The organism is Paenibacillus sp. GSMTC-2017 (genome assembly GCF_016019935.1).
GTDB lineage: Bacteria > Bacillota > Bacilli > Paenibacillales > Paenibacillaceae > Pristimantibacillus.
In genome coordinates, this window is sequence record NZ_JAECMT010000006.1 from 40,774 (window position 1) to 61,147 (window position 20,374).

General features: G+C 40.9%; 20 protein-coding genes. 14 read left to right on the forward strand and 6 right to left on the reverse strand.

Annotated features, from left to right (window positions below; genetic code table 11):
- Window position 1 precedes the first annotated feature (1 nt).
- Window positions 2–595: a GNAT family N-acetyltransferase gene (locus tag I6N90_RS20985; protein WP_197937620.1), complete on the forward strand. Its 594-nt coding sequence runs from the start codon at window positions 2–4 to the stop codon at window positions 593–595.
- 112 nt (window positions 596–707) lie between these two features.
- Here the strand turns inward: I6N90_RS20985 and I6N90_RS20990 are convergent, their stop codons facing one another.
- Both I6N90_RS20990 and abc-f read right to left on the reverse strand, forming a co-directional pair.
- On the reverse strand, window positions 708–1,178 hold the full coding sequence (locus tag I6N90_RS20990; protein ID WP_197937621.1) for a hypothetical protein: 471 nt from the start codon (window positions 1,176–1,178) through the stop codon (window positions 708–710).
- Between the two features lie 168 nt (window positions 1,179–1,346).
- Window positions 1,347–2,840 (reverse strand): ribosomal protection-like ABC-F family protein, encoded by a 1,494-nt coding sequence (gene abc-f / locus I6N90_RS20995; protein ID WP_197937622.1) that lies wholly within the window; start codon window positions 2,838–2,840, stop codon window positions 1,347–1,349.
- Window positions 2,841–3,343: 503 nt separating this feature from the next.
- Here abc-f and I6N90_RS21000 point away from each other — a divergent pair.
- The 9 genes from I6N90_RS21000 to I6N90_RS21040 all read left to right on the forward strand — a co-directional run bounded on the left by I6N90_RS21000 (window position 3,344) and on the right by I6N90_RS21040 (window position 13,905).
- The gene (locus I6N90_RS21000) at window positions 3,344–4,189 is read left to right on the forward strand and encodes a DUF2785 domain-containing protein (RefSeq protein WP_197937623.1); all 846 of its coding nucleotides are present in this window, start codon (window positions 3,344–3,346) and stop codon (window positions 4,187–4,189) included.
- Between the two features lie 198 nt (window positions 4,190–4,387).
- The gene (locus I6N90_RS21005; protein WP_197937624.1) at window positions 4,388–5,002 is read left to right on the forward strand and encodes a DUF4304 domain-containing protein; all 615 of its coding nucleotides are present in this window, start codon (window positions 4,388–4,390) and stop codon (window positions 5,000–5,002) included.
- 298 nt (window positions 5,003–5,300) lie between these two features.
- Window positions 5,301–6,638 carry an ABC transporter substrate-binding protein gene (locus I6N90_RS21010; RefSeq protein WP_232243219.1) on the forward strand — a complete coding sequence of 446 codons (1,338 nt, stop codon included), beginning with the start codon at window positions 5,301–5,303 and terminating at the stop codon, window positions 6,636–6,638.
- A gap of 175 nt (window positions 6,639–6,813) precedes the next feature.
- Window positions 6,814–7,695 (forward strand): carbohydrate ABC transporter permease, encoded by an 882-nt coding sequence (locus I6N90_RS21015; protein WP_197937625.1) that lies wholly within the window; start codon window positions 6,814–6,816, stop codon window positions 7,693–7,695.
- Complete coding sequence (locus I6N90_RS21020; RefSeq protein ID WP_197937626.1) at window positions 7,692–8,510, forward strand: carbohydrate ABC transporter permease; 819 nt, start codon at window positions 7,692–7,694, stop codon at window positions 8,508–8,510. Before I6N90_RS21015 ends, I6N90_RS21020 begins: the two co-directional genes overlap by 4 nt.
- A 39-nt stretch (window positions 8,511–8,549) precedes the next feature.
- On the forward strand, window positions 8,550–10,313 hold the full coding sequence (locus I6N90_RS21025) for a sensor histidine kinase (protein WP_232243220.1): 1,764 nt from the start codon (window positions 8,550–8,552) through the stop codon (window positions 10,311–10,313).
- A complete protein-coding gene (locus I6N90_RS21030) occupies window positions 10,288–11,937 on the forward strand; it encodes a response regulator (protein WP_197937628.1) in 1,650 nt (549 codons plus the stop codon). The genes I6N90_RS21025 and I6N90_RS21030 overlap by 26 nt, the downstream gene beginning before the upstream one ends.
- A gap of 428 nt (window positions 11,938–12,365) precedes the next feature.
- Window positions 12,366–13,037, forward strand: a complete 672-nt coding sequence (rnhA, locus tag I6N90_RS21035) for a ribonuclease H (protein ID WP_197937629.1) — start codon at window positions 12,366–12,368, stop codon at window positions 13,035–13,037.
- A gap of 310 nt (window positions 13,038–13,347) precedes the next feature.
- Window positions 13,348–13,905 carry a hypothetical protein gene (locus I6N90_RS21040; protein WP_197937630.1) on the forward strand — a complete coding sequence of 186 codons (558 nt, stop codon included), beginning with the start codon at window positions 13,348–13,350 and terminating at the stop codon, window positions 13,903–13,905.
- Between the two features lie 40 nt (window positions 13,906–13,945).
- Here I6N90_RS21040 and I6N90_RS21045 read toward each other — a convergent pair whose 3' ends face one another.
- Window positions 13,946–14,743 (reverse strand): lipid II flippase Amj family protein, encoded by a 798-nt coding sequence (locus I6N90_RS21045; protein WP_197937631.1) that lies wholly within the window; start codon window positions 14,741–14,743, stop codon window positions 13,946–13,948.
- Window positions 14,744–14,962: 219 nt separating this feature from the next.
- Here I6N90_RS21045 and I6N90_RS21050 point away from each other — a divergent pair, with 219 nt between their 5' ends.
- On the forward strand, window positions 14,963–15,331 hold the full coding sequence (locus I6N90_RS21050) for an iron chaperone (RefSeq protein WP_197937632.1): 369 nt from the start codon (window positions 14,963–14,965) through the stop codon (window positions 15,329–15,331).
- 33 nt (window positions 15,332–15,364) lie between these two features.
- Here I6N90_RS21050 and I6N90_RS21055 read toward each other — a convergent pair whose 3' ends face one another.
- The 3 genes from I6N90_RS21055 to I6N90_RS21065 all read right to left on the reverse strand — a co-directional run bounded on the left by I6N90_RS21055 (window position 15,365) and on the right by I6N90_RS21065 (window position 18,734).
- The gene (locus I6N90_RS21055; RefSeq protein WP_197937633.1) at window positions 15,365–16,480 is read right to left on the reverse strand and encodes a TolB family protein; all 1,116 of its coding nucleotides are present in this window, start codon (window positions 16,478–16,480) and stop codon (window positions 15,365–15,367) included.
- A 102-nt stretch (window positions 16,481–16,582) separates the two neighbouring features.
- On the reverse strand, window positions 16,583–18,049 hold the full coding sequence (locus I6N90_RS25315) for a sensor histidine kinase (protein WP_197937634.1): 1,467 nt from the start codon (window positions 18,047–18,049) through the stop codon (window positions 16,583–16,585).
- The gene (locus I6N90_RS21065) at window positions 18,027–18,734 is read right to left on the reverse strand and encodes a response regulator transcription factor (RefSeq protein WP_197937635.1); all 708 of its coding nucleotides are present in this window, start codon (window positions 18,732–18,734) and stop codon (window positions 18,027–18,029) included. Before I6N90_RS21065 ends, I6N90_RS25315 begins: the two co-directional genes overlap by 23 nt.
- A 347-nt stretch (window positions 18,735–19,081) precedes the next feature.
- Here I6N90_RS21065 and I6N90_RS21070 point away from each other — a divergent pair, with 347 nt between their 5' ends.
- Genes I6N90_RS21070 through I6N90_RS21080 form a run of 3 tightly spaced genes read left to right on the forward strand, consistent with a single transcriptional unit; the run spans window position 19,082 to window position 20,243 of the window.
- Entirely contained in the window at window positions 19,082–19,660 is a 579-nt protein-coding gene (locus I6N90_RS21070) for a hypothetical protein (RefSeq protein ID WP_197937636.1), read from the forward strand.
- An 18-nt stretch (window positions 19,661–19,678) separates the two neighbouring features.
- Window positions 19,679–19,768 (forward strand): HNH endonuclease, encoded by a 90-nt coding sequence (locus I6N90_RS25495; RefSeq protein ID WP_197937870.1) that lies wholly within the window; start codon window positions 19,679–19,681, stop codon window positions 19,766–19,768.
- Window position 19,769: 1 nt separating this feature from the next.
- Window positions 19,770–20,243 (forward strand): SMI1/KNR4 family protein, encoded by a 474-nt coding sequence (locus tag I6N90_RS21080; RefSeq protein ID WP_197937637.1) that lies wholly within the window; start codon window positions 19,770–19,772, stop codon window positions 20,241–20,243.
- Window positions 20,244–20,374: the final 131 nt, after the last annotated feature.

The following is a 20,374-nucleotide window of genomic DNA, read 5'->3' on the forward strand; positions in this document are numbered from 1 at the left end:
CATGATTAACGTGATTAGAGCTGATCAAGCTGAATTTGATGTAAGGCGAGGAGTATCTGAAATCTTTGCAGAGGGATTCACACAGTGGCTAGGTTTTTTCTCTAAGGATCCGAAAAGGATTGCCGCAGCGTTCGCTCATACATTCGTTTTGGAGCAATTTTATGTGGCTCTATACAAGGGGCAAGTGGTAGGAATGGCTGCTTGTACAGATGGAACTTCACTTTCGGTTAAACTGGATAAAAAGGAACTCCGCAAACATTTAGGCTTTTATAAAGGTACTATAGCCGGTATTTTCTTAAAAAAAGAATTTGAAACTGCCTTTGTTCTTCCTTCACCTGGTGTAGGATCCATTGAATTTGTAGGGACGGCCGCCGAATTCAGAGGGCAGGGGGTTGCTTCGCAACTGATCCGTCATATTCAAGAGCATGCACCATACGAGGTTTATTTGATTGAAGAAGTCGCAGATACCAATATTCCAGCGATGAAACTCTATTATAAATTGGGTTTTGAAGAATACAAACGCAAGCAAATACCAATTAAACGAGCGAAGAAAATAGGGATTAATCACCTTGTATCTTTGAGATATTCGAAATAATGTGCGTAATAAGTGTTATTATGTTGCCCGATGTTCAGTATTTATAAATGGAACAAAAGAGGGAGAGAAAGTAACGTACCTATCTCCCCGCGAATTCACTTGCTATTCAAGATTAATCATAGAACCATACATATGCCGACTTAGATCCTACAATATAAAATTCAGCCTTTCTGTTGTCTCCGTCCACAAATCCCCCAATACCTCGCCAAACTGCACATTTGTCACTACCCGTTGCTACTCTTTTCACATAATCAGGAGGATTAGGCACAGAATCGGCCTCATACAAAGTATAGATATCGTGTACTGTTGAACAAACCCTAAAATCTCCTCCGGTAGAATTTACAGTAGGGGCACTAACATAAAAATTGGGTCCTAACCTCGTAAGTTGGTCTTCTCCAATCCAATTCCACACGCCATCTCCGGCTTGGGGAGTTGCAGGCGAATTTCCTACTGCGCTTGCTGTTGATAAAGGAATCATTAGTATGAATACTAATAGCATCAAATAGATTCTTGTCCTTGTCCCTCTGCGCAAACTCAAAATATCAAAAAACCTCCTAGCAGCATTTTGTTGCAAATCTTTCACATCAATCTACCTCCTAGAAATATTTTGTTTTACACTCAGAGTATATCAGTAGAGTTAACTGATTTACATAAACTTTGGATAATTTAGGCATGTATTTCTTCCTGCTCAAGTTATTAGCACATGAAAGTCCAGCTCAAGTATGCTAACATCGTTCAAAATCTCCACTTGTTAGCTCCTTTTATGCAAAAGCTCAATTGTTTTCGTAGCGACACGGTCATGAAATTCCCGATCATGTTCCACGAACACAATGGTCGGTGCGTACTCAAGCAGCAGCTCCTCAATCTGCATTCGGGAAATCACATCGACAAAGTTGAGCGGTTCATCCCAAATATGCAAATGAGCTTCTTCACATAAACTCCTCGCGATTAAAACTTTTTTCTTCTGTCCTCCGCTAAAAGTCGACATATCCTTCTCGAACTGGACACGAGAGAAATCAAGTTTACGTAACACCGTCTTAAATAAACTTTCATCTATGCCGTGCTCTGCCGCATAATCAGAAAGCGATCCTCGAAGATGGGAAGTAGTCTGTGATACATAGGAAATACGAAGCTGCGGCTCGGAGCGATAAGTGCCTGTATAATTTAGCGCCTCTCCTCTGAGCAAGCGAAGCAAGCTTGACTTGCCAGAACCGTTTGGGCCTGAAATGGCTATCCGATCTCCTCGTTCGATAGTTAAACTAACGTTTTCGGAAATTGGTTTTTCCCCATAGAAAATCGTAACGTCACTAAGTACTGCTAGTTCGGCTTTGGAATACACGAGCTGAGAGATGGCAAGGCTTTCTGACTGTTCAATATTATGGAGCAGCTTCGATTTCTCCTCTACAGCTGCATGTTGCCGTTGTTCGATAGATTTCGCGCGTTTCATCATTTTTGCTGCTTTGTGCCCGACGTAGCCTTTATCCAACTTGGAGCCGGAGTTTCGAGTTCCGTTTTTCGATTTTTCAATCTCGTGAGACCAGCCGCTCGTACGTTTGACAGAAGTAGATAGACGCTGAATATCCCTGTGCAGCTTATCATTCTGTGCCAATTCGTAAGAGTCTTGACGAGTTTTATTTCTCCACCAACTAGAGAAGTTGCCTTTTTGGATATCAATGTTCGTTTTGTTAATTGATAAAATATGATCGACACAGCGGTCGAGAAAATCCCGGTCATGTGAAACAAGAATAAACCCACGTTTCGTATTCAAATAATCGCCGACAAGCTTGCGAGCATGCAGGTCGAGATGGTTAGTCGGCTCGTCGATAAGCAGAAAACGATTGTCGTGTATAAACAGTACGGCAAGCAATACCTTCGTCTGCTCACCTTGGGAAAGTGATTCGAATGGCCGATACATGACGTCTTCCGCAACTTTAAGCAGATTCAGCTCACGCATTAACTTCCAGTGCTCATAACCAGGTACGATCTCTTCAATAACATCGACGGTCAAATATTCAGGATGTTCTACGGGAAACGGAAAATAATCAAAGTCTACCGGCGCGGAAATCGTGCCGCTGAATTCGTATTTCTTCAACAACAGGTTAAAGAATGTCGTTTTCCCTCGCCCATTCCTCCCTGTAAATCCTAACTTCCAATCGGTATCTATCTGAAAATGAACATTTTGAAAAATGGGGTCATAGCTGCCTGGGTAGGCAAAAGTGAGATTAGATACTTGTATAGCTGGCATGGCTATCATCCTTTCGTATTGAAATAAAAAAGAGCCGCAAGAAAGGTGCATTCTTGCGACTCAAATCGATACGAGGAAATACGGCACCATATAAAGGTGCCGGATAACTGTCCGAATAGGGAGCGCAAACGAAGTGCAGATCTTTCTTGCAGAGACGAAATAAACAAACTACAGTCAATAACTGAGTCCGTTCTTTCCGATATCTCGCAGCAAGAAAGTTCTACATGTATCCGTTCAGCTCCCATCATTTAAATTACGTACAGCTTAGCATAAACGCCATTTAACTACAATACGCTACACAGCTCAGTCACAGTCTAATGCTTAATTAAATCGTACAAAAATGTAGATTTGAAATATAGTTGCACCATTTTATGCCATTATATATGATCATCTAATGGGGCGTTTTATGTCGAAAAGAAAAAACATCTTAGATTGAACGGAAGTTCTCGTTCCATAAAAGCTCTAAATAATTTCTGAATTTATTGCATCGAGGGGATGGGGAAATGAGCGATACAAGGACCAAATTGATGTTGGATTTGCAAAGAATTGAGAATGATGAGTATCAGTTACGTGAAGGTGAGCAGCATCAAGATTTCTTACCTTTGTTACTTCAATACATTGGCGATCCTCAGCCAGAATTAAGGGACAACCTAATTTATCCGATGTTTTATATGTGGATTAAGGAAGAGAATAGATTCAGTGGGGAGGAGTTGCGTAGTCTTGTAGCTGTTCTGACCGATGAGAATCATTTGTTCTATAATATTGGCATTGAGGATGATCAGTCAGTATTTACAAGGACATTCTCTGCCTTGCCTATTGCTTTGATTCTGCAACGCCACAGACAGAATCCATTGTTCAATAAAGCGGGAATTAAGCAATTAATGAATGCAATGCTCCGTTATTTTAATGAGGAGAAGGATCTGCGAGGTTACCTTCCAGTAGGAGGCTGGGCTCACAGCGCGTCTCACGGTGCGGATGTTTTTGTAGAGCTGGTTCAGTGCGAGGAGAGCAGCGCCGAAATGCTGCGTGAGGTTCTTGTCGCTATTTCTAGCATTCTACATAATGGTAGACATATTTTTAGCGATGAAGATGATGAGAGGTTAGTCAACATCGTGGATACGATGATGAACAAAGAGTTACTTCCACATCAAGAAATCGCTGATTGGATTAGCGGCTTAGCGCAATGCTGCGATTTGCCGAGAAGTCGCAGTCAGATGATTGCTCGCGTGAACAGTAAAAATTTTGTGCGCAGTCTCTACTTCAGAAGGGGACATGATAGCCGAGGAAATGAGCTTAACACTGTCATGCTTAGTACTGAGGTGAAATTAAACAGATCTTCTATCCGTTAAAGGATTAGAGGGGCAGTCCCAAAAGCCATGGAAAATTGGCTGAGGGATCGCCCCTTTTATGTAAAGAAAAAAGCTACCCTTTGGCGAAATGGAAGTACCACCTACCACACACAAAAGGAGAGGCATAAAGGGCAGTTTAGTGTGATCAAGTATGTGGAAAGATACTGAAACAATCGTGTTTTTAATTGGAGGAACATTATGATTGGTTCAGCGGAAATAAACAAAGTTATACGAGAGATAATTACTCCTGTACTTAAGCAAAATGGATTGACTAAGGTTCAGACGAGAAATAATTGGGGGTGGCATAATGATTGCATTTGGGTGCTTCATATTCGTTCCGTGGGCAACTACTTTTCACTGATTACAGGATGGACGCCATCATCAATTGTCGTAGAAATAGGCATCTATTATGCCTTTATACTGTCAGAACAGGATATTAAAGCTGATAATAAAGCTAGACTCCTGCCTAAAGTACATGAGTGTCACATTCGAACAGAATTAACTTGTTCATTAGACCAATCAAACTACACCAAATGTTTAGAAAATCCTACTGAAAAAAGAACTGATATCTGGTGGATTGAACCTGATGGGAGCAATATTGAAGTAGTAGGAGCTAATATTAGGGATGTTTTTCTTGAACACGGCTTAAGTTGGTTTGAAAAATTTACTGATTTGCGCGAAGCATTTTCTAAGATTGAGGAGGAAAATAACTCGTATAACAAATTCTACAAAGCTAAATACTTCGCCCAACATATAAATGACTTAGATAAATTCAAAGAATACAGTATGATGCTTGAAGAATGTAGAGGTTAGGGCATTTAACTAACGGGACACGTTAGTTAAATAAAACATCGACAGTCTATGATTTTATTTTCTCGTACACGATTAAGACTCCTAACTGCCAAGCTTGTCTACCAAGAGAATTATCCTTGGAGGCAAGCTTTTTGACTTTCAGAGATCCAATCATCCCATTCATCCTCAGTTATCAATGTTTAATCTGCGTTATATCAACCTGAGCCGAAATCCATTACGCTAGGAATACAGCAAGAGAAAATTATATGGTAGCGCTTTCGAAATACCGAATTCAATTATAAATGGGAGGGATATACTCATGAAGTTGTCGTTCAAAAGGTTAATGAGCACCGCAATTGCGACCATGATGTTAGCAACACTGCTCGGCGCTTGCAGTACGTCAGAACCTGCGAAACCTACGCCAGGAACTACTGATGCACCTAGCACGGGAGCTAAACCGTTTGCAGGTCAGAAGCTTTCTATTATTACAGCCAACCACCCTTGGGGAGACGCAATCAAAACGTTTGTCCCACAATTTGAAGAAAAAACAGGTATTAAGGTAGATATTCAAAGCTTCTTCGAAGATCAGCTCACCCAAAAGCTCACTGTACAATTCACCGCTGGCTCAACTACTCCAGATGTATTCATGTTCCGTCCGATGCAAGATATTAAACTTTTTTATAAAAATGGCTGGATTCAAGCTGTAGATGAATATGCGAAAAAGGATGCGAGCTACGATTTAGCGGACTTCTCGAAAACATCAATCAGCTCTACCACTGTCGACGGCAAACTTGCAGGCATTCCGATTATTACGGAACAGCATATTCTCTATTATCGTAAGGACCTGCTTGCACAGGCTAATATTGAAGTACCAAAGACGATGGATGAGCTAAGAGAAGCGGCTAAGAAGCTGCATGATCCAAAAAATGAAATGTACGGTTTCGTTTCTCGTGGTCAGCGTTCCCCGTTAGTCGGACAAATTTCTTCGTTTATTTATTCCGAAGGCGGCGATTTCACAAGCGGTGATAAGGCTACTGTAAATACACCTGAAGCGATTAAAGGGATGACGACTTACGCTAACTTGCTAAAAGACTTCGCACCGCCAGGCGTACTGAATATGTCTTGGCCACAAGCAATCGGTATATTTGCACAAGGTAAAGTTGCCTTCTTTGCAGATGCCAATTCTATTTATCAAAATGCGATTGATCCTGAGAAATCCAAAATAGTAGATCAAGTTGGATACGCTCAGTTCCCAGCTGGAAGCGCGGGTTCCAAACCTTTTAACATTACCTCGTGGGGAATAGCAATGAATGCCAAGTCAGAAGTGAAAGATGCAGCATGGGAATTTATGAAATGGGCTACTAGCAAAGAGATTGTACTAGCTACGCAGAAAAGAGGTAATCCAGGCCCTAGATTATCGATATGGGAAAATCCAGAAGGCATTACCGCATATCCACAGCAGCTCGCGGAAGTTACAAGAGAAACGCAGAAGGGCGGAGTCGACCATTCCCTGCCACAAATCAAAAGCGTTACTGAAGCTCGTGATATTGTAGGCTCCATCATACAGAAGGCGATTAGCGGCGAAGATATTAAAGCAGCAGCTGATCAAGCTAATCAAGAGTTGCAAGCGCTAATGGACAAAGATAACGGGAAATAACCGAACGAAAAGCGAGGGGCTGTCCCAAAACAATTTTGCTGGCTAGAACAAACGGAGCAAGACATATGCTGGATTGGGCAGCGATCGGAAGCATATGTCTTGCGCAGTTTGGGTTTGGGCAGCATCTTTATTTTTGAAGAAGCAACTACACCCATAAGAAAGGATTTGATGAGCCATGTCGACCAACTGGTTCGATCGCAATTTGAAATGGATCTACACCCTTCCTGCGGTTTTGTTCGTTCTGCTTATGATGGTGTTTCCCATTTTGTACACAGTAAGAATCAGCTTCTTTGAATGGAGTATGTCGGCAACATCACCGCCAAAATGGGTAGGATTAGCTAACTATATAACGTTGCTGAAGGAAGAGCGATTTTGGAATTCTGTCCAGAGCACCTTTACTTTCACGTTTGGTGCAATCATCATCGAAACCTTTTTAGGTGTTGCAATCGCTTTGCTGCTGTTCAGAAACTTCCGTGGTAAAAATATTGCAAAAACGATCTTCTTACTTCCGATGGTAGCTACACCTGTCGCAATGGGGCTCGTATGGTTGCTTATTTATGAACCGACTATTGGTGCTGCTAACACCTTATTGAAACTGATAGGGTTAGATCCGCAGTTGTGGATTGCATCCCCTACGCAAGCACTACCTTCCTTGATTTTGATTGACGTTTGGCAATGGACACCGATGATTTCCTTAATTGTAATGGCCGGCTTATCTACATTGCCTTCGGAACCTTACGAAGCAGCGGATGTTGATGGCGCATCGAAGTGGCAGAAGCTTATTCACATCACCTTACCTATGCTGAAGCAAACGATTATCGTAGCGATGATGCTGCGACTTATCGACGTACTCAAAACATTCGATATTATTTATGCGACAACACAAGGTGGACCAAACAATGTATCTGAGACGCTCAATATTTACGGTTACACACTTGGCTTCCAATACTTTAAATTAGGTACGGCTTCATCATTGCTCGTTCTATTCTTCGCTTTAGTTATGGGCGCTACACTTCTTATGATCTGGATTCGCAAACGTATGGAGGCGTCGGCATGAAACAACAAAAAAGAATGTATGCGATTATTTTTTCGCTCACAACGTTGGTCGTACTGCTAGCCTTCTCTTTCCCATTCATTTGGATGCTACTCGCATCGTTTAAGACACAAGCCCAAATTATGTCCACGGACCAGTTTTTTGTGTTCAAGCCTACGTTTAACAACTATATCAATGTATTTCAAGAATATGATTTCATGAAATTCGTAATCAATAGTTTTGTTGTCGCAGCGGGCTCAACGATTGGCTCTCTTATTTTAGGGCTCCCAGCCGCTTATGCCATTGCTCGTTATCGACTGCACAGCCTTGGTTTAATTATATTGGTTGCCCGGATAGTACCCGGGATCTCATTCTTGATTCCTTGGTTCATCATATTTTCAAAAGTGGGGCTTGTGGACACGTACACCGCACTTATTCTGAGCCACATGCTTGTAGGTTTGCCTTTTATTATTTGGGTGATGATTTCCTTCTTCGAAGGACTGCCGCAAGAAATTGAGGAAGCTGGCCTCATCGACGGATGTACCCGTTCGGGTGTGTTCACACGTGTTGTACTGCCGATATCTGTTCCTGGAATTATTACTTCATCTCTATTATCGTTCATTTTCTCATGGAACAACTTTATGTTTTCGGTCATTCTGGCAGGAGACAAAACAAAAACGTTACCAATAGCCGTATTTAACTTTTTATCCTATTCGGAAATTAACTGGGGAGCTTTGATGGCGGCAGCTTGTATCATTACTTTACCCGTTCTTATTATCGCCTTGCTCGCTCAACGATATATTGTAAGCGGTCTTGCGTCAGGTGCAGTGAAGGGATAAGCTAATCCTTATAGACCACTGGGATAAGAGGCGGTAACGATGATGACTGGAAGACTGACGATCTTTAGTAAAATCATTATGTTAATTGTAGTGTTGGTCACTCCCGTACTTATTCTTTATATTTATACCAATAGGGTCAGTGTGGACGTCGTTCAAGACGAAATTCAGTCTTCGAGCCTCAGCCAGCTGTCCTTTTTCCTACAACAATTCGATACAACGGTAGAGCAGCTTGCTATGTTTCCTGGTATTTTAGGTTCAGATCCTTATTTGCGTGATTACTTAGAAAAACGTTCCAACAAGCCATTTGACCGTATTACTGAACAGACTCGAATTACCGAAAAATTAAGTTTGCAGAGCGTTTCTAGTGCTTGGACGAATGATCTTACGGTCTATATGCCAAAGGAAAAAGAGGCAGTATCCTCTAATTTGCTGATGAGTTATAACGAAGAGGATATTAGAACCTTTGCTCCTCTATTAGGTTGGACCTATGACTCTAGCAAACGTGAAGAAGCAAGGCAACCCGGAGCACGCTTTGTTCGGCAAATCGTCGAGCCTTATGGAGCTACATCGGTCTCCCAAATCCGTACGATGATCCAAGTAAGCTTCTCGGACAGCAATTTAACAGCCATGCTGGATCAGGTCAAGTCAGGAGGAAAGGGTGACCCTTTCTTCTATCGTTTTGGCAAGCCATCTATTGGAAGCAGCACGAAGAACAACGCTAGAATAGAAGAACTGGTGTCGTTCTTAAATGATCAGCATTTGGAGGATACGGGTAGCCTATTTACGAAGCTAGAAGGCAAACGACATGCCGTCTTTTATGTAAAATCCGCCCAGCTAGATTGGTATTTAATAAATTACGTTCCTGTACAAGATATAGTTGCTCCTATCAAGCAAACAAATATACTATTCTACATAACAATCGTATTGCTTCTCGCAATGAGCTTCTTAGTCGCTTATTTCTTATATCGCAACGTTCAGCGACCGATCCGTAAATTAGTGCAAGGTGTTCAGCGTCTGAAGCAAGGCGATTTATCCGCAAGGCTCCGTTTCAGGCCGCATAACGAGTTTGATTTTCTGTTTGAACGCTTCAATGAAATGGCGGAACAGATCCAAGATCTGATTGAGCGCGTATACGCAGAGAAGCTTCGTTTACACGAAGCAACCGTAAAGCAGCTTCAAGCGCAAATTAATCCTCATTTTTTATATAACAGTTTATTTTTTGTCATCAATACTGCCAAACTTGGAGACACCCCCGCCGTTGTAGCAATGGCTCAAAATTTAGCTGAATATTATCGATATTCCACACGTATGGAATTGCAAACTGCAGCTTTTCGTGAAGAAATGAAACTCATTGAAAATTACTTAACGATCCACAATTTACGGATGCAGAGGCTTTATTACGAACTTCATATTCCAGCATATATGCTAGATGTTCAGGTGCCTCGCTTATTAATACAGCCCATCGTTGAGAATGCAATTGTACACGGTGTAGAAAAAAAACCGGGCGAAGGTATTATTCTAATTACAGGGGAACAACATGGCGACTACTATACGATTACGATAGAAGATAACGGTCCCGGTATGGAACCTGCTGAGCTGCATGAATTGGAAAAACAATTGACTAGACCGATGGATACTGAAGTTAGTTGTGGAGTATGGAATGTACATAAACGCCTTCATTATATGTTCGGCGGCAGAGACGGTGGTGGGATTACGTTAGCTCCAAGCAAGCTCGGTGGACTAAAAGTAACATTGAGATGGAGGAGGTGCGAACAAGATGTCACAGCTCTTAATCGTGGATGATGAGGCACATGTCGTAGAACGATTAGCAGAACTTGTACCTTGGGAGCAGGTCGGAGTTGTTACCGTGCACAAAGCCTATTCCGCTGATGAAGCTATCGAAAAGCTGCATCAGCATCCGATAGATGTTGTCATTACCGATATTCATATGCCTGGTATGACTGGTCTTGAACTATCCGCTTTGATCAGAATCAAATGGAAAAAAATCCAGTGTATTTTGCTGTCGGGCTATGCTGATTTTGAGTATGCAAAAAAAGCGATCCATCAAGGTGCTTGGAGTTATTTGTTAAAACCGGTTACTGACGAAGAATTGCTCGCTACTGTTTCCCAAGCTTTGCAGAAAATTCAGGTAGAGTGGGAGCAAGTTCTCTCTAGCGGCAAAGTCTCGCGTACCTTGCGAGAGAACTTACCTCAGTTGCGTGCTAACTTGCTTAATGAGCTGTTGCAGGGCAGAAGGCTTAGTGATTCCGATTTGCAAGATAGACTCAGCATGCTGCAATTACCTGACTTTCATGGAGAAGCGTTTTGGTCCATGCTAGTACGGCTTGAAGAACCTTTTTATGGCTATGATTCCCGAAATCTTGCACTTGTAGAGTATGCGGTTGGAAATATTGCCGAGGAGCTGTTTGCCCCACAATTTGAGCTATGGCAAGGGAAAGATTCACACGATTATTTAGTTTTCCTAGTAAAGCTTCGGAGCAAAGATGTGGACATCGACATGACGCCTATGGATGAGACTGATTCTTTACATGTAATGGAGCTCGTAGCTACACAACTGCAGACTGTGATTCATACCCACTTAAAAGGTTCTGCCTCTATTTTAATAAGCCGTAAAGGGGTTTTTCCAGATGATTTATCCGAACTTTACAACAGCACCCTTACGACACTTAGAAAACGGATTGGCACCGAGCAGGACTTAATTGTGACCTTTGCGGAGGAACAAGCGGAAAGTATAGAAATGCGATCAATCCCTTCACTATATGAAATGCCTACGCTCGCGCAATTATTGGAAGCGGGACAGTGGATGGCAGCACATAACCGTTTAGAGCTAATAATGAGGGAGCTTAAAGACAAACGAGTGGAGCTGCAGGAGCATCTGCTGGAAGTGTTTGTTTCGATTGCATCAGCGGCTACCTATTTTTCGCACAAAAATGGACGCCCCTTATCCGAGTTAATTGGTAAGAGCTACAATAAGCTCGTTCAAGGTACTCCACATCGCTCTTATCAACAGCTTTATGAATGGTCTTTTGATGTACTAAATTGTCTGCGCTCTGGTAATGAGGTTGAGGTGCGGGACTCTAGAGCGAAGCTGATTGCTGAAGTGAACCAATTCATAGAACAGCATTTATCGAGTGACGTATCTTTAACGGCGATCTCCGAGCATGTGTTTATGCATCCTGTGTATATTTCAAAAATTTATAAGCTAGAAACCGGTGAAAATTTAAGTGATTATGTGTATCGCATCCGAATTGAAAAAGCTGCTCATATGCTCTTATCCTCATCAGACAAAGTGTATGAAATCGCAGCACGAATTGGCTATCAGCGAGCTCACTCCTTCATTAATGTGTTCAAAAAGCATACCGGCTTAACGCCACAGGAGTATCGAGATACTTATGCTCAAATCTAGGATGCTATCTCGTAATTGGAAAAAGAACCAGCTCAGATCGCTTGTGTAGGGCGAATTGGGCTGGTTTTTTACATGCTTGCGATTGTATGGGTGGATATTCAGGTTTTGTAAGTTCTAACGAATCGTGAGAAGCTTATTTTGGGAAAAAGCGATGTGAAAAAAAGCTAACGAATCACAGCAACGCTATTAGCTGCTTTTGATCAAGAATAGGGGCTATTTGAACGAAATAGGGTTGCTGGTGTTCGTTACATTTTTTTTGAAGAGAAATGAAGTGGAATAACGTGTTTTAGGTTCGTTACAGTAATTAGTTGTCTGCATATTTGCTTTGCGCCGTTGCTAAGTGGCATAGTAATCTTTGAGAGTTCCTTTCTTCGGGCAGAATCAGCAATTCCTTATTAACAATTTCATTAAAGGTGGTTATTTATATAATGGCTAAAGGGAAATTTTATGTCGTTTGGGTCGGCAATAAAACAGGGGTATTTGCTTCATGGCCAGAATGCCAAGCGCAGGTTAGCGGAGTGCAGGATGCCAAGTTTAAGTCCTTTGAAACGAAGGAGCTGGCAGAAAAAGCTTTCCAAGACGGCTGGCGCAGTCATTGGGGCACAGGCGGAGGGAGCAAAGCTTCTGCAAGTGGTACTGTCAAAACGAAAAGCAGCGTAAAGCAGCCTGTCTTATTCCAAGAAGAAGCAGCATCAATCGACTACGATAGCATTTCTGTTGATGTAGGAACAAGAGGAAATCCCGGTCCTGTTGAGTATAAGGGCGTAGACACACAAACGGGCGAAATACTATTTTATGTCGGACCAATACCGAACGGTACCAACAATTTAGGCGAATTTATTGCCGTAGTACATGCTCTTTCCTATTTGAAGGAGAAGGGCTGCACGAAGACGATTTACAGTGATTCTAAAACAGCTTTAAGCTGGCTTCGCAATAAAAAGGTAGCTTCGACCTTAAAAAGGGACGCTTCTACCGCAAAAATATGGGAGCTGACGGATGAAGCGGTGAAGTGGCTTCACACGAATACATATACAACTAAAGTGATGAAATGGAATACGGAAGAGTGGGGCGAAATTAAAGCGGACTTCGGGCGGAAGTAAGGATATTATGTTATAGATGCTGAATCAGATCTTTTCATCGGTTATGATCGGAGCGGTTATGCACATGTGTATAACTTTTAAGAATAATACGCTGTTGATACATGAAATAATTACGTTAATTATTAAAAAGATAGGCCATAAGTGTAGTTAAACATTAAATGTATTAACAGTATTAACAATCAGTATAGGATAACCTATAAGTAAGCTGACTTATCCCCACCGAGTGGAGGAATTTTACGGAGCTCTATGGAATAATGAAATAACTTTTAATGAGGTTGATTAATTAATTATAAAGGGAGAGGTACAATTCATGAGTGAATTTACATACGGTAACATTATTAGGGCATCTGATAAAACAAAACTAGTCGAGCACCTCCCAACTGGAACGCCTACTCTTAAGCTTAGTGAGGATTGGTTTGCCTTTTTCACTCCTAAGGACGGGGAGTTTGTGGCTTCGCAGCAACTTAAGACTTTATCCGCATATTGTCCGATCATGTATTTTACCCACTTAGAGGATCATGGCTGGGGGTTTGAGATTTTCAATAAAGGAGAGGTCGTGTCGGACCTACAGATTATGTACGGGCTAACCGACGAGGAAGTCGATGAACTGCTGGCTGAATATGAGGGAGCTGAGGACACATTTTTGGATGGATACTTGAAACAAAATCCTCGTGCCGATGCCTTTAGTGTTTTCGATCTAACTAAAGAACAGATAAAATCCCTTGAAGAACTATTTGCTGGTAATGTCTCGTTCGAAAAGGGAGAGTTCGAAGCAGTAGAGAAGTTTAAGGAGATACTGGGCATCGAAGAGATGAGCTTGATCCGTTATGAGCGTACAGAAGGTCGAGAAGAGATAGAGTACATTTAAGCTAGGTACATTAGCGGTGTTAAATATTTTTTTATCCAAACTACAGAACGGATACTAACCATTTAATCCAATATGCTGCTGGTACTAGTAATACTTGTGCAAGAACAGTTCCTAGTAATCGCGACATCATTAATACACCAAAGATCTTATTTAATGTAGCGATCTCCTTTTCACCTCTAAGGACCTTATCGGTGATTAAGCCAATTTGCGGATCTATTAGTATAGTAAGTAAAATAGTCGCAATTCCATTGATCAGACCAGATGATTGTGATGCGGCGATCGAATATTCTGTTGTTAATGTTGAAGCAAGTAGAGCAGCTAACACACCGATCGTATAAATGGTGGTCACTAAACAATTTAGTACGACAAGCCGTTTAGGTATACCTCCGGTTCTCAAACGTGATAGTATCGATAGTTTGGGAAAACGTAAATGGTATCGGATATTGGTTATTTTTTGAATGGAAACAGAAGAACGAACAAGTTGAGGTATGGACCCTGCGACTTCTAAATGTGATATTACCCTCGAAGAAAGTAAAACAGCGGATGGGAACAGTAGTAATGCAACTAAAGTTCCCATTGTAGCTGCCCCGATAATAATTCGAAACTGATCAATGAGATTATAATCTAATTGATGTTTTGAGAAATCTATCATTTTACCTGTAAGTGGAGCCTGTACCATATTAGTTGTTCTTGAAATAAGCAAAATGATCCCCGATAAGGACAATGCAACCGCCAATTTCCCTAAACGAACCCCTGCCAATCGAAGAGAATAGGTAAGTGTTTCAGAAAGATGGATAATAAAAGTAAACATAGCTACGAGTATTACTTGTTCAAACAATTGAACACCTCATAATGTTTATGATGATAGTGCGAAGAGATAAGAGCTATTTAAATTATAACGACGTAATAACCATCCAAAAAGAGAAAGAAGCGCTTAGGTTTTTTCCTATTTTTGTGCTTTATTTGATCTTAACGTTTGATAAACAATAACCTCTTCAGGTATGATGCCTGTAAGAGGTTATTTGTTTAATCATATTTGAGTATAGGAGAGTGCTACATGGACGTTTTTGCAGAGTACTTAGCAAAGATTGATAATCCGCAACATCGCGAGAGGACGGAAGAGGTGTTGGCCTGGGTATCTAAGACATTTCCACAGTTAAAGCCAAAGATTGCATGGAATCAGCCGATGTTTACTAACAATGAGACCTACATTATTGGCTTTAGCATATCCAAACAACATATGGCGGTTGCCCCTGAAGCCGCAGGAATTATTCGCTTTGCTGATGAAATTGTACAGGCTGGCTATGATCACACGAACCAACTGCTTCGTATCAAGTGGAATAGTCCGGTAGATTACGCCTTACTTGAGCGAATGATCGAATTTAATATTATCGATAAGGCGGGCTGTTCAACATTTTGGCGGTAAAAAATTGCTTAAGTCACCAGAAAGTGAGTCATTTTATTTCTGCGAAGAAAACTTCAAATGAACAATAGCACTATTAAACTGGTTGTCATTTTTTTCCGTATAAACGAGTGTTTTGCCGGAGGGGCTCCAAGAAGTTTCTGCATTTTCGATATCTACCGCTATTTGGGTAGACTTGCCCGTTAACATATCGTAGATATAAAGCCCTTTAACCGTTACTCCGTTTACAGCGGCTTCTTGGGTATATGAAATCATCCGCTGATCTGGCGACCATGAAACCCCGCCAATTACTGTGCCCTCAGTAATCGTTTTTTGATTTTCACCATTTGCGTCTGATAATGTCAGAATGCTCTTGGAGCCGGGTATGTGATTAACCAGTATTTGATTCCCATCTGGCGATGGGACTACTCCGTACACATTATTTATATTCAAATTTGTTTTTTCTTTTGTAGTCAGGTTCAGCACTTTTAAGGTCTCATCGGAATAGGCAACGTAATAAATATTTTCCTTCATTTGTTCAATGAGTAAAAATGCTTCCACGCTCAAGTGGGCAAAGGGGGCAACACTTCCATCAGTGCTAGCTGTATAGACAGCCCTGCTGTAAGCTGCGCCAATAATCGTATTTTCATCAGCCCACTTTGCAGTAACAGCTCCTCCAATCTCATCATTGAAGAGACCGAATGAATCCAGCGTCTCTAGATTAAGCACGTAATAAGCAGGATCACCGAATGTGAACTCATGATATAGTAAATGCTTTTTATCCGCAGATAAGGTCGCGCCTCCCAAAAACATATTATTTTGTTCTTTTAGCAGTTTGTATTGTTTCGTATTTATGTTATAAAAATACAAACTTCTAGGATAGGAATCTGACAATTCTTCCAACTTCATTTTTTCTAATGTTGTATTTTCTTTCGATACGATGACGGTTTCATCATCCAGCCAATCAGTGATTTCCACGTTTTCATAACGTTCTATCTTTTCCACGGATACATCATGTTCGCCTGCCTCTTTGCTGGCATTATCGATGACAGTTATCGTTCCCTCGGTCTCTTTGATGACTACTCTGTTGCTATTCGTTTCTGAACTGCAGGCTGTGACGAATAGAAGTACTCCTGTAACGAACATTGCAATTCCCATTTTAGCTATCTTCATAAAGATCGCCTCCTCGACACTTACATTATCAAGAAATTGTTCCGAAAATATAAACGAATGTTTCCAACTTGTAAACAAAAGTATCAAAAATGTTAACTGAGTTCACTTTTCATTTGGGCTATAAATAGGAAAAGAAATTCTAAACACAGTTCCTGTCAAACCTGTGCTCGCAAGAGCGATCGAGCCGCCTTGTATTTCCGCATACTTTTTGGCAAGTGAAAGTCCAAGTCCTGCTCCGCCGTTTTCCCGGGATCTGTTTTTATCAACAGTGTAAAAAGGATCAAAAATTTTGTGTACCACTTCTTCTGGGATGCCAATGCCTGTATCGGAAATTTCAATGATAACGTGACCATCCCTTACTTCATTTTTTACAAAAATATAGCCCCGTGTCTTGTTATACTTAATGGCATTATCCATCAGATTGACGAGTACGATAGTCATGCAGTCTTTGTCAGCTTCTACATAAGCTTCGGTTAAATCTGTTTCTAGTTGTATTCCGAATTTATCAACTTTACCTTTCAGACTGTTCAGTACAAATTGGATAACTTGCTGTACATCGAGGCTTTCTTTATTAAATTCAAAATCATACTTTTCCATTGAGGCAAGCTGCAGAACCTTTTCAACCATTTCATAAAGGCGATCTGTTTCACTTTTAATCGTTATCTTTGCTGTTTCAATCAGGTTCTCGTCGTCAGGATACATATCGAGCAAATCGAGATAGGCTTTTATAGATGTTAACGGGGTTTTAAATTCGTGAGTAACGTTTCCGATAAACTGCTTTTGCTGCTTATCAAGTTGGGATAATTTATTTACCGCTAGTGTTAATTTTTCTCGTTCTTGATCCTTGTCCCGCATCGTTTTCATAATTTGTTCGCTCATTACCCGAATACCATCGCTTAGTTCACCGATTTCATCTTTACGTGTGAGCGTTTCTGTCTCAAAATGTCCTTCTCTAATCTTGTCCACCGTTCTATTCAGTCTAATGATTCCACTAGCAAAGGAATTAAAATAAAAATAAGCGAGTATAAAGCTGAGTAAAAATACACCTGTTCCGATATAAATAAACATTTGCTTAATTTGATTGTAGAAGGCAATATTTTTCGAGAGGGAGTAGTTGAACTGTACAACACCTACTTGCTCATTACCTACTTTTAATGGAGTGAAGTAAGTTAACGATTCTTTTTCCGTCAAATAGGCTGTTTTATTGTTGAGTGCGTATGTTAACGTCTTTTTAATGCCAGTGGATGTGATATTCGTATTATCCTTATTAACAATTGTCCCTTGCTGATCATATAACACGACGGATTGCCCGCTAATCAACTCCAATTGCTCCGCAAATTCGATACCTTTCGACGTTAGAAATGTTTGAGGTACTTTAATAGATTCGTCCATAATGTTCTGGATAAAATAAACGTTAGCAGTTGTTGCTTGCTGAGTAAAATATTGCTCAACTTCTATTTGCTGATTTTTTTTAATCCCTTCCAGCACGAGCAAACTTAACACGAATACAGTCAGAAGCAATAGCGCCGCCAAAAAAATGCTGAATTTAATTTTTATACTTATTTTCACTGTAACCTCCCGCGGCTTTATAACCGATACCGTGAACGGTTTGTATCGTTTCGCTGATCGTAGGTCCAAGCTTTTTTCTCACACGTTGTACATGAATATCGACGGTACGCGTACCGCCTGCATAATCCATTCCCCACACCAAATCCAAAAGTTGCTCTCTCGTATAAACTCTATCAGGTCTAGATACTAGTAGAGCGAGCAAATCGAATTCTTTAGGCGTTAAGTCGAGTTTCATATCATCTGCAAAAGCTGTTCGTTTACTAACATGCAGCACGATTTCACCTAGTCTAATCTCGTCCTGCTGTTGTGTTTCTCCTGCCGATTGCATTCTTCTAAGCAACGACTTTAAACGTGCAAGTAGCTCTAGCATGTCAAACGGCTTTGTGATATAGTCATCTGCACCTAGCTCAAGTCCTAAAATTTTGCTTACAATATCCTCTTTGGCAGTGAGCATAATTACACCGATGCGCCCTTTATCTTGCAGCTTTTTTAGAATGTCATAACCATCTATACCAGGAAGCATCACATCCAAAATGATAGCATCCGGACGAAATATATATAACCGTTCCATAGCTGATCCTCCATGATCAACAACTTCGACGGTGTATCCTTCTCTTTTTAAGGCGTAGGCAATTGCATCTGCAATTTTTCTTTCATCTTCTATAATCATAACTTTTGTGTTCATCGGTTCACCAACCCATTCCTGCTATATATTAACAGTCTATCATTGTTATATTTAAAGAAGTAGTTTAGGTATCAAATAGGGTCAGGTAAGAGGGAGAGAATTTATAGCATTAACTAAAATTTCGGAAAGGATTTCTTACTTTTTTGCTGAACATATATTCTTAGAAATAATTTCTTTATTCTACGAGAAAAACGTATGTTTGCTTAGCAAGGGCGTTGGCTGCTTTGGTAAATAAGATTCCATTGTCGTAAAACACGGAGAGTACGTTATCCGTTAATACAACGTTAAATTTAAGGCGGTACAAATCTCTTAAGATGATCATATCAATCGGGAGGAGTGACTGTATCTTGCTTTTTAAAGGATATATATTGGAGGGAATTGCTAATAGTACAATTTCGTTAGCATTTCGTCGATGGAGTAAGGCGCGTGTTAAGAAAGGAAGCCAATTGCACACCTCTATTGGGCTTATTGAGATTATGTCTATCGTAATTGTCGCTGATACGGAGATAACAGAATCCGATGTCGTTCTTGCGGGTTTCTCAACACGTTCAGCGCTATTTAAGGAGCTGGATTCGTTTAGTCAGGAAGGGGATATATACCGGATTGGAGTGTCGCGGGTTGGAGCTGATCCGCGTGAGGAACTGCGCGAACGAGATATTCTAACTGATGCAGAATGGTCTAATTTGCTTATACGGCTAGGACGACTGGATCGAGCAAGCTCATCTGGACCGTGGACATCGGAGTTCCTTAAGCTCATCGATAAGCATCCCGGCGTCAGGTCTACGGAGCTTGCTGCAGCTATCGGTTGGGAGACAGAAAAATTAAAATTGAATGTCCGCAAACTGAAAAACCTCGGCCTAACAATCAGTCTGGGTACGGGTTATCAGATATCGCCGCGCGGGAAGGCCCTCATGGACAAGTTTTGAAGCAGGGTAGAGGCTAATATAGATGGGCTACTTCAACTTATTCCGAGAGATTTCCATGAAAAAACAAGACATACTGGAGGACATCAATTTTGGGGAGGGAAAAGATAACTTGATTAAGGAATGGGTACATGTTCAAGCACCACCAACGGAAAAGGATATTCAAGCTGTTGAACAATATCTGGATGTTCAATTTCCTAAAGATTATATAGCCTGTGTTACAACGTATCATGGGGGCAGGCCACGTCCTTCTCTTTGTAAAACGGAAACAGATGACGAAGCGATCATCAATCAATTTCTAAGCTTTGATCCTAAAGGAGATAGTTATATCCTTAATAGCAAAGAAAATATTCAAGAAGGTCTTCCTGATGGAGTTATACCGATTGCTGCAACTGCTTGTGGAGACTACATCTGCTTTGATTATTACACGGAGAATACAGAGCCTATCATCGTTTTATGGAGCCATGAAACTGCTCCGAGCGAATACGAGTGCGGTAGTCAGGCCGAAATGCGCAATGCCAGTATATTTAAAATTGCAGATACATTCGATGAATTTCTTAATGGGTTATATTTCTCTAAGGACTAATTATACGTATTGGGAAAAACGTACTAAGCTTAAAACGTAAGATTATAAGCCGAGCTGATTTCAGGTATTCTCTCCTGATTTCAATCGGCTTTTCTTTGTACTCAAAAAGAGGGACGAATCCCCCTTTTACG

Bases quoted from the DNA above. Each gene is read 5' to 3' on its own strand.
- I6N90_RS21000 (WP_197937623.1), top strand. From the start codon at position 3,344: ATGAGCGATACAAGGACCAAATTGATGTTGGATTTGCAAAGAATTGAG.
- I6N90_RS21010 (WP_232243219.1), top strand. From the start codon at position 5,301: ATGAAGTTGTCGTTCAAAAGGTTAATGAGCACCGCAATTGCGACCATG.
- I6N90_RS21005 (WP_197937624.1), top strand. From the start codon at position 4,388: ATGATTGGTTCAGCGGAAATAAACAAAGTTATACGAGAGATAATTACT.
- I6N90_RS21065 (WP_197937635.1), bottom strand. From the start codon at position 18,734: ATGAACACAAAAGTTATGATTATAGAAGATGAAAGAAAAATTGCAGAT.
- I6N90_RS21055 (WP_197937633.1), bottom strand. From the start codon at position 16,480: ATGAAGATAGCTAAAATGGGAATTGCAATGTTCGTTACAGGAGTACTT.
- I6N90_RS21015 (WP_197937625.1), top strand. From the start codon at position 6,814: ATGTCGACCAACTGGTTCGATCGCAATTTGAAATGGATCTACACCCTT.
- rnhA (WP_197937629.1), top strand. From the start codon at position 12,366: ATGGCTAAAGGGAAATTTTATGTCGTTTGGGTCGGCAATAAAACAGGG.
- I6N90_RS20985 (WP_197937620.1), top strand. From the start codon at position 2: ATGATTAACGTGATTAGAGCTGATCAAGCTGAATTTGATGTAAGGCGA.
- I6N90_RS21040 (WP_197937630.1), top strand. From the start codon at position 13,348: ATGAGTGAATTTACATACGGTAACATTATTAGGGCATCTGATAAAACA.
- I6N90_RS21020 (WP_197937626.1), top strand. From the start codon at position 7,692: ATGAAACAACAAAAAAGAATGTATGCGATTATTTTTTCGCTCACAACG.
- I6N90_RS21025 (WP_232243220.1), top strand. From the start codon at position 8,550: ATGATGACTGGAAGACTGACGATCTTTAGTAAAATCATTATGTTAATT.
- abc-f (WP_197937622.1), bottom strand. From the start codon at position 2,840: ATGCCAGCTATACAAGTATCTAATCTCACTTTTGCCTACCCAGGCAGC.
- I6N90_RS21050 (WP_197937632.1), top strand. From the start codon at position 14,963: ATGGACGTTTTTGCAGAGTACTTAGCAAAGATTGATAATCCGCAACAT.
- I6N90_RS21030 (WP_197937628.1), top strand. From the start codon at position 10,288: ATGTCACAGCTCTTAATCGTGGATGATGAGGCACATGTCGTAGAACGA.